This is a genomic window from Tunicatimonas sp., assembly GCF_049647865.1.
In the GTDB taxonomy this organism is placed as follows: Bacteria; Bacteroidota; Bacteroidia; order Cytophagales; family Cyclobacteriaceae; genus Tunicatimonas.
Genome location: NZ_JBARYM010000538.1, coordinates 1 through 14073, shown reverse-complemented (window position 1 = coordinate 14073; position 14073 = coordinate 1). Strand labels below are relative to the sequence as shown.

The 14073-nt window shown below is 43.4% G+C and carries 9 protein-coding genes; 6 read left to right on the top strand and 3 right to left on the bottom strand.

Features of this window, described 5'->3' with window-relative positions; genetic code table 11:
* Positions 1–139: 139 nt before the first annotated feature.
* The gene (locus tag WBA23_RS15930; protein WP_424583277.1) at positions 140–1147 is read right to left on the bottom strand and encodes a fatty acid desaturase family protein; all 1008 of its coding nucleotides are present in this window, start codon (positions 1145–1147) and stop codon (positions 140–142) included.
* Between the two features lie 28 nt (positions 1148–1175).
* The gene (locus tag WBA23_RS15925) at positions 1176–2063 is read right to left on the bottom strand and encodes a lysophospholipid acyltransferase family protein (RefSeq protein WP_424583276.1); all 888 of its coding nucleotides are present in this window, start codon (positions 2061–2063) and stop codon (positions 1176–1178) included.
* A 288-nt stretch (positions 2064–2351) separates the two neighbouring features.
* On the opposite strand from WBA23_RS15925, the gene WBA23_RS15920 reads away from it, so the two are divergent.
* The 4 genes from WBA23_RS15920 (at position 2352) to WBA23_RS15905 (ending at position 7276) form a co-directional block, all read left to right on the top strand.
* Positions 2352–3902 (top strand): DUF4301 family protein, encoded by a 1551-nt coding sequence (locus WBA23_RS15920; RefSeq protein ID WP_424583275.1) that lies wholly within the window; start codon positions 2352–2354, stop codon positions 3900–3902.
* A gap of 74 nt (positions 3903–3976) precedes the next feature.
* On the top strand, positions 3977–5356 hold the full coding sequence (locus WBA23_RS15915; protein ID WP_424583278.1) for an Nramp family divalent metal transporter: 1380 nt from the start codon (positions 3977–3979) through the stop codon (positions 5354–5356).
* Between the two features lie 113 nt (positions 5357–5469).
* Complete coding sequence (locus WBA23_RS15910) at positions 5470–5712, top strand: hypothetical protein (RefSeq protein WP_424583274.1); 243 nt, start codon at positions 5470–5472, stop codon at positions 5710–5712.
* A 136-nt stretch (positions 5713–5848) separates the two neighbouring features.
* On the top strand, positions 5849–7276 hold the full coding sequence (locus WBA23_RS15905) for a nucleoside hydrolase-like domain-containing protein (RefSeq protein WP_424583273.1): 1428 nt from the start codon (positions 5849–5851) through the stop codon (positions 7274–7276).
* A 14-nt stretch (positions 7277–7290) separates the two neighbouring features.
* Here the strand turns inward: WBA23_RS15905 and WBA23_RS15900 are convergent, their stop codons facing one another.
* A complete protein-coding gene (locus WBA23_RS15900; protein ID WP_424583272.1) occupies positions 7291–10704 on the bottom strand; it encodes a VCBS repeat-containing protein in 3414 nt (1137 codons plus the stop codon).
* Between the two features lie 266 nt (positions 10705–10970).
* Here WBA23_RS15900 and WBA23_RS15895 point away from each other — a divergent pair, with 266 nt between their 5' ends.
* Together WBA23_RS15895 and WBA23_RS15890 are read left to right on the top strand one after the other, a co-directional pair.
* The gene (locus WBA23_RS15895; RefSeq protein WP_424583271.1) at positions 10971–12575 is read left to right on the top strand and encodes a S8 family peptidase; all 1605 of its coding nucleotides are present in this window, start codon (positions 10971–10973) and stop codon (positions 12573–12575) included.
* Between the two features lie 453 nt (positions 12576–13028).
* The coding region (locus WBA23_RS15890; protein WP_424583270.1) for an ATP-binding protein at positions 13029–14073 on the top strand (1045 nt) is incomplete at its 3' end.

Here is a 14073-nt window from a genome sequence, read left to right as displayed (position 1 = left end):
TGTTTGAGCTGAAACGGCTAAGGTAACAGCGAGAAGAAGGATAGTTAGCAGGTGTTGCATAGCACAATGTATGGTTAGGTAAGGCAAAAGATATAGAGATTCTCACTTATCACCACAGAGTCTAACTTAGAGAGTCACCCTACAAACCCACCAATTTTCCCCTCGCTGGGTCCCACACCTTTAATTTTAAGCAAGCAATCACATCGCTGGGGTGCAATGTAGTGGTGTTCGGATTTTGAAGCTCAGGCATTTCATCCATCGCTTCTTTCAGCCGATAGAACGGAATACGGTGGTTAATGTGGTGAACGTGGTGGTAACCGATGTTTCCGGTAAACCAGTTCATCACTGGGTTCATCACTAAGAAGCTGGTTGATTGAATGGCCGCATTGGCGTAGTCCCAATCGCGGTTCTCGGCAAATGTTGCTCCCGGAAAATTGTGCTGGGCGTAGAACAGGTAAGAACCTAAACCGTGCGCCAGAATAAAAGGCAGTAACCAACTGAAGAATAAAGCACTTAATCCCCCGAAATAGAAGATCAGTCCCGCGACAGCAAAGTGAATAATTAAGGCTACGGCTGAATCCCAGTGGTTCTTCGGACTTTTTATGATTGAACGAACGTTAAAATCATAGACGAATAAGGTAATATAACCGGCAAAAATTGTCAGCGGATGACGGGCAGCCAAATAGGCAAACCGCTGCTTAGAAGATAAGCGATGAAATTTTTCTTTGCTCACTAGTGGATAAGAACCAATACCCCCACTGGAGAGCTTAGAGTTGTTATGATGGTGATGATCGTGGGTACGCCTCCAAATAGTTTTAGGAGCTAGCACAAAAATACCAAAGAGGGTCATAATCCAATCGGCTGCTTTGGAATTACGCAGAATAGCCCCGTGCAGATAATCGTGGTAAATGACAAATAATTTAACAATCAGCAGTCCGCTTACTACGCTAAAGAACAGCTGCTGAGTCCAGTGAAAATCAATCGTAGTGCCTAAAAAAGCGAGTACCAACAGAGCTAACGTGCTCAATGTATGGAGCCAACTTTTGCGTCGGTCTTCTACTGCGTATTCTTTACTAGCCAGAATCAGTTCCTTTCCGGTACGTAGCTTATTCGGCGCTTCAACGACAATATCTTCGTATGCAATCATACTCATTTCAGTGCATTATTTAGATCTCTCAAGAAGCAGTACTTGCTGTAGAACGTTTATGTTTCCATCTTTTGTGCGACCACAGCCAGGTTTCAGGATACTTATGTATTCCCTCTTCTAAAATCTTGTTAAAAGCTAACGTAATTTCTAAGTCAGCAGTTTCTTTTGGAAATTCACTCAACAACGTAGGATGCACTTCGTAGTACCCCCTTTTAACGCGCTCTACCTGCATATACACGACCGGGTAATTTAGTTTCTTGGCAATCTTTTCCGGGCCGATGAAAACCGGAGTATCCTGATTTAAGAAATCTATCCACACGGCCGAATTAATTGGGTGCGGAGCTTGATCGGCAATTAGGGCCGTAGCACTAATTGTTTTCCGATTAGCCACCATGCTTCTCAGTGTATTACTCTTTGCAACTATCTGAGTACTGAATTTAGTTCGGGAGCGGCTAAAAACCTTTTCAAAATAAGGATTGATCAACGGGCGGTAGACCACATAAAGCTGGTGCTTACAGTTTAACGAGAAGCCCGGTCCAGCCCATTCCCAATTTCCCAAGTGCCCCATCACAATGACAATACTCTTTCCTTGCTCGTGAAGTGCATCGAGCATTTCCACGTTTTTCATCGTCACCCGGCTTCGCACCTGCTGCTCATCCCAAGTAATTGTTTTCAGCGATTCCATAACAAGATCGCAGAGGTAACGGTAAAACTTCTTAGTGAGAACGCTGATTTCAGCCTCGCTTCGTTCCGGAAAAGCGTTTCTCAGGTTAGTTACTACAACTGATTTCCGGTACCCTACCAAGCGGTAGACTATTACGTATAGACCATCTGAGATTTTATAGAGCAGCCAAAAAGGACTAAGCGAAACAAGTAAAATAAGCGGATATAGAATATAGAATGCTAGTGCCTGCATACGTACGTACTGAATGACTCAACCGAACGACTGTTTAGGGTTGCAATCTCGCAACTATTGCTAAAATAACCTAAACGATGTCTGGGATTACTGATTGTTTTTTAGTCCACTGAGGTTTGGGGATTAGTCATCGTTCATTCAATAAATCTGCCGTTTACCTTTTTCGGTTTTTCATCTCCTTTGGTATTCATTGGCAGAACCGCTAATTGTTAGTACTTTTAGTGCACTACCGTAGTTTTTTCTACCAGTAGGTTTATTTTTGCAAACATACAACTAACCATATTTTTTATGTTCACGGATCAAGATAAAGCCCAATTTGAACTGCGCGGCACAAACCCCGAAGTGGCCGAACAACAAATCCAATACTTTCAGGAAGGGTTTCCTGACCTAGAAATTGTTAAGGCAGCGACTGTTAACGATGGTATCCTTAAGTTCAGCGACGAGCTTTCGGCTGAGTACGTTAAAAGCTACGATGCGTCTGCTTCGGCTCAAAAGATTGTCAAATTTGTGCCGGCTTCCGGGGCAGCCAGCCGTATGTTCAAACATCTGTTTCAGTTTCAACAAAGCTACTCTGGTAGCGACGCTGAGTACGACCAACTAATAAGCGATCATAAGCAGCGAAAAATATTTCAATTTTTTAAGCAAATCCACAACTTTGCGTTCTACGATGATTTAGGCCACGTGCATCAGCAAAAAGGAATGGGACTGAACGAGGCGATATTACAACGCCGCTACGTAGAGGTGCTAAATAGCTTACTCAACGAAGACGGACTTAACTACGGCAGTTTACCTAAAGGCCTGCTGAAATTCCACAATTACGGCACTTCCTCCCGCACTCCGGTAGAAGAACACTTGGTAGAAGGGGCTAACTACACCCGCAATCAAAATAACGATGTGTATTTGCACTTTACCGTTTCGCCCGAACACCGTAAAGCCTTCGAAGAGCATATCGCCCAGATAAAAGGTCACTTTGAAAAGCACTTTGGGGTACGCTACTACGTCACTTTCTCCGAGCAAAAACCTTCTACGGATACACTAGCCGTAGATATGAACAATGAACCTTTTCGGGAAGAGAACGGAGGAATTCTATTTCGCCCGGGCGGACACGGTGCGTTGATTGAAAACCTGAATGACTTAGACGCTGACTTGGTGTTCATCAAGAATATCGACAACGTGGTGCCTGACCGTCTGAAAGCAGAAACCTTTCATAATAAAAAACTGCTGGGTGGAGTGCTTCTGAGCTATCAGCAAAAAATCTTTGAGTATCTTAATCTGATAGACGAATCCGAAGAAATATTGGAGAGCAAGCTAGAGGAGATGCGCGAGTTTGTGGAAGATCAGCTCTGCGTATTACCCGCTCAAGTATTTAGCTCTATGGACGGTGCTCAAAAAGTAACGTTTCTGGAAGGGGTTCTCAATCGACCCATTCGAGTATGCGGTATGGTGAAAAATGAAGGTGAGCCGGGAGGAGGTCCCTTTTGGGCGGTAAATCCCAATGGTTCTACTTCGCTTCAGATTGTAGAAAGTGCTCAGATCAATATGGATGATCCGAAGCAACAGTCGGTGTGGGAAAACGCCACCCACTTCAATCCGGTAGATATTGTTTGTTCTATGAAAGGTCATCGGGATGAAAAGTTTGACCTCACTAATTATGTTAATGCACAGGCGGGGTTTATCTCCAAAAAATCGAAGGACGGAAGAGAGCTAAAAGCCCAGGAACTGCCCGGTTTGTGGAACGGCAGTATGGCCAACTGGAATACCATCTTTGTTGAAGTACCGATCATCACCTTTAATCCAGTTAAAACCGTCAACGACCTACTTAGAGAGCAACACCAATAAACGGAAACCGGATTCTGGAAACCGGAAATAAAATACGGTTTCCGGCTTCCGGACTTCGGACTCCATAATATAAAATTATCGCTACTACTACCGACAACCCCTACGTACTTGAACCCGGAGCAATTCGGGAGCCTCCGGCTACATTTGGTGGAACACTGAAGAACCTTGGTCCCGGCTTTATTCTGTCGGCCGCTATTGTTGGTTCAGGGGAGCTAATTGCTACTACTGCTTTGGGAGCTCAAGTGGGTTTTATCACGTTCTGGGCAATCATTTTAAGTTGCCTAGTAAAAGTTACGCTGCAATTAGAATTTGGCAAACACGCCATTTACTCCGGCGAAACCGTGATGGCAGCTTTCAACCGCCTACCCGGCCCCCGGCTAAAAGATACTAACTGGACACTTTGGGTTTGGCTATTCATTCAGATTTTTAAATTACTGCAAGTTGGAGGAATTGTGGGAGGCGTAGCCCTTACGCTGAATATTGCTTTCCCAGCGGTGAGCACTACCATTTGGGCATTTTTGGCTGCTACGTTGGCTGCTTTGCTCATCTTTCAGGGTTATTACCAATTTATTGAGAAGTTTGCTATTGTAATGATCGGGCTGTTCACCTTGCTTACTTTTACCTCTTTGTTTTTTCTACAATATACTTCTTACGCTTTATCTTGGGAAGAGGTGCTATCGGGACTTCAGTTTCAACTTCCGGCCAGTGCAGTAGTAATCACACTAGGGGCTTTTGGCATAACCGGAGTGGGTGGCGACGAAATTATGTACTACAACTACTGGTGTATCGAGAAAGGCTACGCCCGTTTTACCGGTCCGCGCCCGGACGGCCCACGTTCAGAAGAGGATGCAGGTTGGCTACGACGAGCAAAAGGCTGGATTCGGGTGATGTATTGGGATGCGTTACTGTCGATGGTGGTATACACCGTGGTAACCGCCGTCTTTTACTTGTTGGGAGCGGCTATTCTGCACGAAAGTGGTAATATTCCCGAAGGCTACCAGATGGTTGAAGCCTTATCTAGAATATACACTGAAACGCTAGGACCAGAGGCTAAGTCAATATTTTTACTGGGGGCGTTAGTCGTGCTGTTTTCAACATTGTTTGCGGCACTGGCTTGCTGGACCCGAATATTTTCTGACTGTTTTGGCCAAATGGGCTGGATTAATTTTTACAATATTGAGGTTCGAAAACGTAGCATTGCCGTACTAGCCTGGGTGTTTCCATTGGTCTGGACCCTGCTATTTCTATTTATTCAGCTTCCAGTGTTAATGATTTTGATCGGAGGTTTTGTCACATCAATTTTGCTACTGATTATCGTTTTTGCGGCGTATCACTTCCGCTACCATCGCCTACCCCAAGCCCTTGCCCCTACTTTAGCATACGATGTGGCTTTCTGGACTAGCTCATTAGTAATTATTTTCATCGGATTGTATAGTATTGTAAAGTTTTTTTAGTATTATAATATTACATTCCCTACTATTGACACACTACACTAAAAGAAGTAACTATTGTGAATATTTATTGGCGCATTGGATATTTTGTAATAGGAATTTACCTACTCTTCCAAATGGCCCTTTGGTTGGCCTATCAGTTCCCAGTAGATACTGAAGCTGTTCAAGCGACAAATCAGGAGTTGCTTGACATCTATCTCCAACAACATCTTCCTAAATATTATCAGTCTGTAATCGAAACGCCAACTGCATTCTTTGCTGAACCAACTGCTAATCAGTATCTTAATACTCTACCCTCCGGTGCTTTGGTTAACACGCTAGACAGTGCTGCCATTTTCGATATATCTCAACTTCGCTAGTTGAAAGTAGATCAATGAGAGAGCCTTGCTTGTGTACTACAATGAGTAGGTTGCCTACCGGTAGCACCATCTTCTTTTGCCGTTTTTATTCTTAAGTAAAAACTACTTATATTATTATTTCTCAAACCCACCCCCCGTGAAACTACCTATCTTCCTTCTTTTCGCTTTCTCTTTTGTCACTGTTTACCAGGCACTTTCTCAACAAAAAGCAAGGGTTGTAGTACTTACCGATATCGAGAACGAACCGGATGATGCTCAGTCGCTCGTCCGCTTCTTGGTATTTAGCAATCATTTTGATACCGAAGCACTTATTGCTACCACCTCAACCCACTTACGCGATACTACGGCTGAATGGCGCATCCGGGAAATTGTTGAAGCCTACGGAAAAGTGCGAGCAAACCTACTTAAGCACGAATCAGGCTTTCCCGCCGAGGAATTCTTTCATTCGGTTACCAAAAAGGGTGTCGCTCGCTACGGCATGGAGGGTGTAGGGGCTGGCATGGATTCTGAAGGCTCTGACTGGTTAATAGAAGTAGTAGATAAGGAAGACGATCGCCCAGTGTGGATAACGGTGTGGGGCGGAGCCAATGTACTAGCTCAAGCCCTCTGGAAGGTTCGGACGACCCGCACTTCCACCGAGTTAGACCAATTCGTGAAAAAGCTACGAGTCTACACTATTTCCGATCAGGATGATTCGGCTCCCTGGATACGTGAAGAGTTTCCTGACTTATTTTACATTGTTAGTCCGGGAGAAAATTACCGAAATGCTACCTGGGCCGGTATCTCAGGGGAACCCCACCGTAAGTTTGCCTCGGGAGCCGACACGACTACCGTTAAAAATCCCTGGCTAAGGGAGAATATTATGGAAGCCCACGGTCCATTAGGAGCAGAATACCCAGAAGTAGAGTATGCTATGGAAGGCGATACTCCCAGTTTTCTGTCGCTGATTAACAATGGATTAAACGTCCCGGATCGTCCCGACTACGGTGGCTGGGGCGGTCGCTACGAATTGTACCAACCGCGGTTCCAACCCTACCGAAACCGGGAAGAGGCTCAACCGGAAACTCGGCCAATTTGGACTGACACTCAGGATGAAGTAAGAGGCAACGATGGGCGAATTTACATTAGTAACCACGCTACTATCTGGCGCTGGCGCGAAGCTTTTCAAAACGACTTTGCGGCTCGCATGGACTGGTGCGTTCAGTCTTACGAAGATGCCAATCATCCCCCTGAAGCAGTAGTTTCAGAAGGAGGAGAAATCGAGATTGCGGTTGGTGAAGAAATTACACTGGATGCTTCAGCTAGCTCAGACCCCGACGGGGATGAGCTACGTTACCAGTGGATTCATTACCCCGAAGCGGGAAGTTACTGGGAACACTCCTGGCGAGGCTTTATTGAATTGGAGAACACCAATCAAGCGAAATTAAAGGTTAAAATTCCGGCTAAAGCAAAAATATCAATACCTCAAACCACGCATATTATTTTGCAGGTAACCGATAACGGCACTCCGAGCCTCACCCGCTACCAACGAATTATTCTGAACCTGATGCCCTCAAAAGATTGATGTTGAGTATATTTCTAAGGAATTTTCTGCGTGCCTAACCGAAAAATTTGCAATGGTTCACTGTTAATTCCTACTAGAATTTGCGTACCCTGATCACCTCGTACCGCTTCCATACTTTTCACATCGCTGGGCACGAAAAATCCGCTTTCCGCTGGAGTGAGTGATTGAAATTCCCCCTGACCATTGCCCAACAATACCAGTCCGACTCCGGCATCGTTACGCGCCGTTTCTATCTCGGCTCCGTACAGGTTGCCCGCCAATAAAATATCCAAATTTTGATCTTGATTGTAATCGGCGATGATAATATCATTAACCGAAGAAAACTGGGCCTTAGCCGGTAGAGTATGTTGTTTAAAAGAACCGTTGCCCGTATTTTCTAAGTACACCGAAGCAAAAGTATTAGCCTGATAGTTAAGCGACTCTTCCAAATTATCTTCTTCATATACGTCTACTAGGTCAGCCGAGGCAAATAGCTCGTAAGACTTAAATTTATCTTGAATCATGGGTACCTGCTGCGATGAGCACGATCGCCCGCGGAGCGGATACTGAATACCGAAATTATAGTAAGCTAACACTACATCTTTGGAGCCATTTTCATCAAAGTCGTAGTAAAATACTTCAAAGGGTTCTTCTTCGGAAGCCTGATACTTGTAGTTCAAACCCAGATTTCCCGCAATCAAATCCTGATCGCCATCGCCGTCTATGTCTGCGGCGGCTACACTAAACCACCATCCGGTGCTTTCGGCCAGTCCGTAGTCAGCGGTAACATTGGTAAAATGATCACCCTCATTTTGTAGCAGCGTAATCGGCATCCACTCCCCGGCTAACACCAAATCTTTACGACCATCGCCGGAGAAATCAACCCAAGCGGCATCATTCACCATCCCAATATTTTCTAATTCAGGGCAAAGCCGATCGCTAACATCAGTAAATTTGCCATTTTCGTTAAGAAGCAAGCTACTACTGGTCGGTTCGGGATAACTCCAGGGAACATGTCTGCCCGCTACAAACAAATCTAAGTCCCCATCCTGATCAATATCTTCGGAATACACTTTTGAACCACTATTCAGTATTACGGGCAAAGCATCTACCGCTTGGGTAAAACTCCCGTTACCATCATTTAAGTAAAGGCGGTCTTGGTATTCGGACGACTGAGGTGCGAATTCATTACCCCCACTCACCACGTACAAATCCTGATCGCCGTCACCGTCAGCATCAAAGAAAATACTACCCATATCTTCACTGGCCGCATTTGCTTGCCAAGCTTCTTGAGAGGAAGCGATAAATGTTCCGTCATTTTGCTGGATAAACAATTGTCCGGGTTGTCCGGCAGCTCCGCCTAAGTAAAAATCATCTTGTCCATCTCCATTTACGTCTCCGGTACCTAGAGCTGGTCCCAGATCCGACATACGGTGAGGCAGTAGAACCTGCTTTTCAAAATCGTCAAAATCATTTTCTTTATGTTGAATAGCCGGCGATTGCTGATCGGTAGCATTAGTAAATAGTGGTTGCATTTCGTCCCGATTCTGCGGAGTTCTTTGATCAACCGTCTGAGCATCTGTATAACGCACCTGAATTGTTTGATCGGCAGCGATATTTTCCAAAAGCTGTTCGCGACCGTTGGGCCAGCGTACTCGTAATCTATCAACGCTGGTCTGGCTACCCAATCCCATATGCACCGTAGATTCGCTGGTAGAGTACATACCGCGTACACTAGTTGTTTCGAAAAACTGGGTTCCCTCGTCAGTTTCAGCCCATATTTTTATTCCCAAATTGGTGACTGCCGGATCGTCCGCTACCGGATTTACGCGTAGGTAGTGATTATCAAGTATCTCTTGAGCATTGTTGCGGTAGACCATTGCTTCCGCATTCACATTGTTGATCACCAAATCGAGATCACCATCATTATCCAGATCAGCGTAAGCCGAACCATTGGAAAAGGTTTCTTGCTCAAACCCCCACTCTTGGTTTACCTTTTCAAAGGTTAGCGCGGAAGACCCTGTGGTGCCTTGGTTGCGGTAGGCGTAGTTCATTAGCGGTACTGAAGGGGTTAACTCCAACGCTTCATTAATATCAGCAATATCCCAAATGGAGATTCCCTCCGGGTTTGGGTTTTTAGCTAAGTAAGCGCTGATAGCCGACTCAACGTACTTAGCAAATTTTTTAGAAGCATCGCTATTACGAATATCCCGCAACAGACCATTGGTAATATGTAGATCTTTCCAACCGTCGTTATCTAGGTCGGCAAAAAGTGTAGACCAACTCCAATCAGTAGAAGCCACTCCTGCTATTTGAGCAACATCACGAAAGTACCCCCCATTCGTTTCAGCATGCTGCCCGGTAAAGCTAGTGTTTGCAGGTAATTTAGTGTTTAGGTGTAGCGTATTAAACATATACTGATAATGCCCTCCATCATCTACCACATCCCAAAATGCGGAAGGATTCATACCACTCATATTCGCTTTCAGCCGGTAATTATCTTCCGCCACCATATCGGCCACAATCACGTCTAGCAACCCATCATTATTAATGTCGCCAGCATCCACTCCCATGCTGTAAAAAGAAATGTGGCGAGTTACATCTTGAGCACCTTCCGAAAAGGTACCGTCGCCGTTATTAAAGTAAATAAAATCCGGGGCCTCAAAGTCATTGCTAACGTAAAGGTCAGTCCAACCATCGCCGTTTAGGTCGCTAGCCGAAACGCTGTTAGCAAACCCGGGCTTAAGCAGTCCGGCTGCTTCCGTTACATCAGCAAACTGACCGCTCTGGTTCTCTAGCAAACGGGGGCTGTATTTGTCTTGCATCAACTCCGTTCCGTAGAAAGAAGAGTAATCTCCAGGATTAGGAGGCTGATTTAGTAGAAACAGATCCAAATCACCATCTTGGTCGTAGTCTAAAAATGTAGCGTGACGGGTTCGTTCGCCATTGTCTACACCGTACTTTGCTGATGCTTCTTCAAAGCCCACTTTACCGGTTTTGCCGAATGTGTTTATATAAAGCTTATTTTTTCGCAACTCGGGCTGATGATCATATAACTCCCGCGTTACGTAGATATCTTGGTAACCATCCTGATTTACATCTCCGAACAAAATTCCGGAAGACCAACCACCATTGTCTAGAATGCCGGCTTGCTGGGTAACGTCTTCAAACTTCAGATTACCTCGGTTGAGATAAAGGCGATCTCCCACCAAATTTCCGGCGAAGAAAATATCGGGTAGCCCATCGTTGTTAACATCACCGATGCCTACCCCGCCACCACCATAGTAATTAGAGTAGATAAGAATGCTTCGATCTTTAGTATCTTTTATATCGTTACGAAACTCAATACCGGTTTCACTAGGAGGCAATAGAGTAAACAAGGTAGAAGATTGAGCCCAACTGGTGTGGTACATGATTAATCCCAAATACGCTAGTAGTAGTGTTCTCATAGCCAATGGAGGTTACGTTGTTGCATCTTTTCTAACTCGAAAGATACAAATTTTCCGCTTTCTTTGCTAACGTCAGCTATCTATCCGTTTTGCATAAAAATCAACATAATTTATTCGTATAAAATTTATTTGTGCTTTATTCAGTTACATAGAAAGACTTTAATTTCGTCGCTCTATTAACTTTTACTTCTTATTAATTGCAATAAATAGTGTTATTCTATAAATATTTTTGCTTATATTTGAAGTTTGTAAAAAACTTACATCATATGAAATTGAAAATTCTGACTGTTGCTATTGGAGTTTTTACTCAAATAAGCATATCATTTGCCATTGATCCATTTACCGATTCTCTTAACCGGGCCCCGGATAACTGGTATAACCTTGATCCTCAAACTAATCAGGTTCAGGGAGTAAGTACTGAAAAAACGTATCAAATTTTAGCGGATAGAGAGGGTGAAAGAGTAGTAGTAGCTGTTATTGATTCAGGGGTAGATGTTGAACATGAAGACCTACAAGGAAAGCTATGGGTTAATCAGGATGAGGTAGCGGGTAACGGAGTAGATGATGACCAAAATGGATACGTAGATGATATTTACGGCTGGAACTTTATTGGCGGAGCGGAAGGCGAGCATGTAAATTACGATACCTATGAGTTGACCCGAGAATACGCCCGCCTTAAAGAGAAGTACCTAGACACAGAACTTGATGATCTTCCTAAAAAGGAGCAGGCCTACTTTGAGAAGATTGAACAACAATATCAGAAAAAATTAGCTGAAGCTCAGCAAGAATACCAAGCATTTACCTATTTCCATAAAAATTTCACGCGCTCTCAAAAGCTAATGGAAGCATACCTCGATTTGGATTCGCTTACCCTGCAGGATGTCCAAAATATGGAATCCTCTGATGAGGTAGTCTTAATGGCAAAAGGGTTTATGGAATACGCTTTTGAAAATGGTCTTGACAAATCTTTGCTGGAAGAAGGGATAGAACACTACCGCCAAGCAGTTGATTACGGGTATAACCTGGAGTACAACCCCCGTACTATTGTAGGTGATGATTATGCGGATATTTCCGAGAAATTCTACGGTAATAATGATGTTACCGGTCCCGACTCGCGCCACGGTACGCATGTGGCTGGCATTATTGCCGCAGATCGTCATAATAATTTAGGCACGAAGGGTATTGCTGATCGAGTGGAAATTATGGCCATACGGGCGGTACCTAATGGTGATGAGCGTGACAAAGACGTAGCTAATGCTATTTACTATGCTGTAGATAATGGTGCTCAAATTATCAATATGAGCTTTGGTAAATCTTTTTCCCCCAATAAATCTATTGTGGATGAAGCCGTTCGCTACGCGGAAAAAAATGGCGTACTAATTATTCACGCAGCGGGAAATAGCAGCGAAAATATTGACGAAACTGATAACTTTCCTACAAAAGTTTATATGGATAAAAAACCAGCTAGTAATTGGATTGAAGTAGGCGCCTCCTCGTGGAAAGGGCAGGAGGAATTTGTAGCTACTTTTTCTAATTACGGCAAGCGTTCGGTTGATGTGTTTGCCCCGGGAGTAGATGTATTTTCCACTACTCCTAATCAAGGCTACGAAAGTCTGAGTGGCACTAGTATGGCCGCCCCGGTTACTGCTGGTGTAGCAGCTCTGCTCATGTCGTATTACCCTGACTTAGATGCCGCTCAAGTAAAGGATATTATCTTATCGTCAGTGGTGAAGCTTGATGGATTAAAAGTGAACCTACCTGGCAAAGCTGATAAGCAAATCAATTTTAGTAGTCTATCGTCAACTGGCGGGGTTATCAATGCTTTAGAAGCAGTAAAACTAGCGGAGTCCTACAAGATTAACCGTAAATAATAGATAACGACATTTCAGAACATCTATCAGAAAAGGGCTTTCTCCGCGGAGAAAGCCTTTTTTTGGTGAAGATAAATCTATGAATAAACCTGATGTTACCCTTACTTTAAAAAAAGACTATTTTCGTTAAAAACTTACGCTGTAAATTAAAGATCAATAAATTAGACTGTGGTTTAAACTTCAACTTTCAGTACCTTTCTAATATTATACCCAGCAGAGCTAACCGTAAAAATGAATAGATTTTGCTGGTGCTCAAGCAAATCTTACACTATTATAATAACGGAAATGATAGCCAAATTGGAAATTCAATCCGCTATCATCAATTTCACTACCAAAAATACCTATGTTTTCTAGTAATAACTACTCATATCGCTTATTAATCCTATGATTAGAAGAGTTTATGTCTTCTTCTTGCTAGTTATAGTTTTTTTTTCCTTTGCAAACGCCCAGCAAATGAAAACTAATCTGATAGCTGAAATTATCGACGACAGATTGCAGGCATTCCAATTGCTTTTACCTTTAGAAGGTATTTCTTTGGATATAACGCCCTCTCTCTGGTTGAATGTGGCTAACCATTCGGTATTATACAGTATCCTTTTGTTCGTTGGTGTAATGCTATTACTAACTGTTATCACACTAATACGCCACAAACGGGTGCAGTTGGCAAATGAACAGCTAAAGTCAAAAAATGAAGAAATTGAGCAGAAGAATAGAATACTGAAGGAACTTCATCAGCAATTAAAGGATCAAAATTCGAAAATCACTAATCAGCAGAAGGAATTAGAGGAGATGAATACGGTAAAAGATAAACTGTTTTCTATTATTGCTCACGATTTTCGTAGTCCACTGAATACCATTCAAGGAGTACTGAACCTACTGCACATTGATGTGCTAAGTTCAGAAGAGCTAAAAAGTATGCTACCCCATCTCTCCCAAAAAGTTAATAATAACATTACCTTACTCGATAACTTACTCAATTGGGCAAGAACGCAAATGAACGGGTTAAAGATCAATAAGATCAATTTTACTCTCCGACCCGAAGTAGAAGAAACAGTAGGCCTTATCTCTCAAATAGCCAGTCAGAAGAACATTCAGATTGAAAATAATATAGAGAAGCAAGATCAAGTTCATGCTGATCCTGATATGATTCAGCTAGTTGTACGGAATTTATTGTCTAATGCCATTAAGTTTACCGACACAGGTGGCACCATACAAATTTCGGCTCAGCAACAGGAAGATGTGGTGGTTACTGCTATATCTGATACTGGAGTAGGCATGCCTGAAAGTTCGGTTCAACAATTATTTCAGCAAGTAGGGTACTCGACTAAGGGTACGGAGCAGGAAAAAGGAACCGGTTTGGGGTTGATGTTGTGTGATGAATTTGTGCGACGCAATGGTGGAAAAATTTGGGTAGAAAGTAAAAAAGATGAAGGTACTACCTTCTACTTTACCCTTCCGATAGCTCATACTTTAGAACCCTCTACTATTCCTTCGGAAG

Excerpts from the sequence above, each read along its gene's own strand:
- WBA23_RS15920 (WP_424583275.1), top strand. The coding sequence starts at position 2,352 with ATGTTCACGGATCAAGATAAAGCCCAATTTGAACTGCGCGGCACAAAC.
- WBA23_RS15930 (WP_424583277.1), bottom strand. The coding sequence starts at position 1,147 with ATGATTGCATACGAAGATATTGTCGTTGAAGCGCCGAATAAGCTACGT.
- WBA23_RS15925 (WP_424583276.1), bottom strand. The coding sequence starts at position 2,063 with ATGCAGGCACTAGCATTCTATATTCTATATCCGCTTATTTTACTTGTT.
- WBA23_RS15895 (WP_424583271.1), top strand. The coding sequence starts at position 10,971 with ATGAAATTGAAAATTCTGACTGTTGCTATTGGAGTTTTTACTCAAATA.
- WBA23_RS15900 (WP_424583272.1), bottom strand. The coding sequence starts at position 10,704 with ATGAGAACACTACTACTAGCGTATTTGGGATTAATCATGTACCACACC.
- WBA23_RS15910 (WP_424583274.1), top strand. The coding sequence starts at position 5,470 with ATGGCCCTTTGGTTGGCCTATCAGTTCCCAGTAGATACTGAAGCTGTT.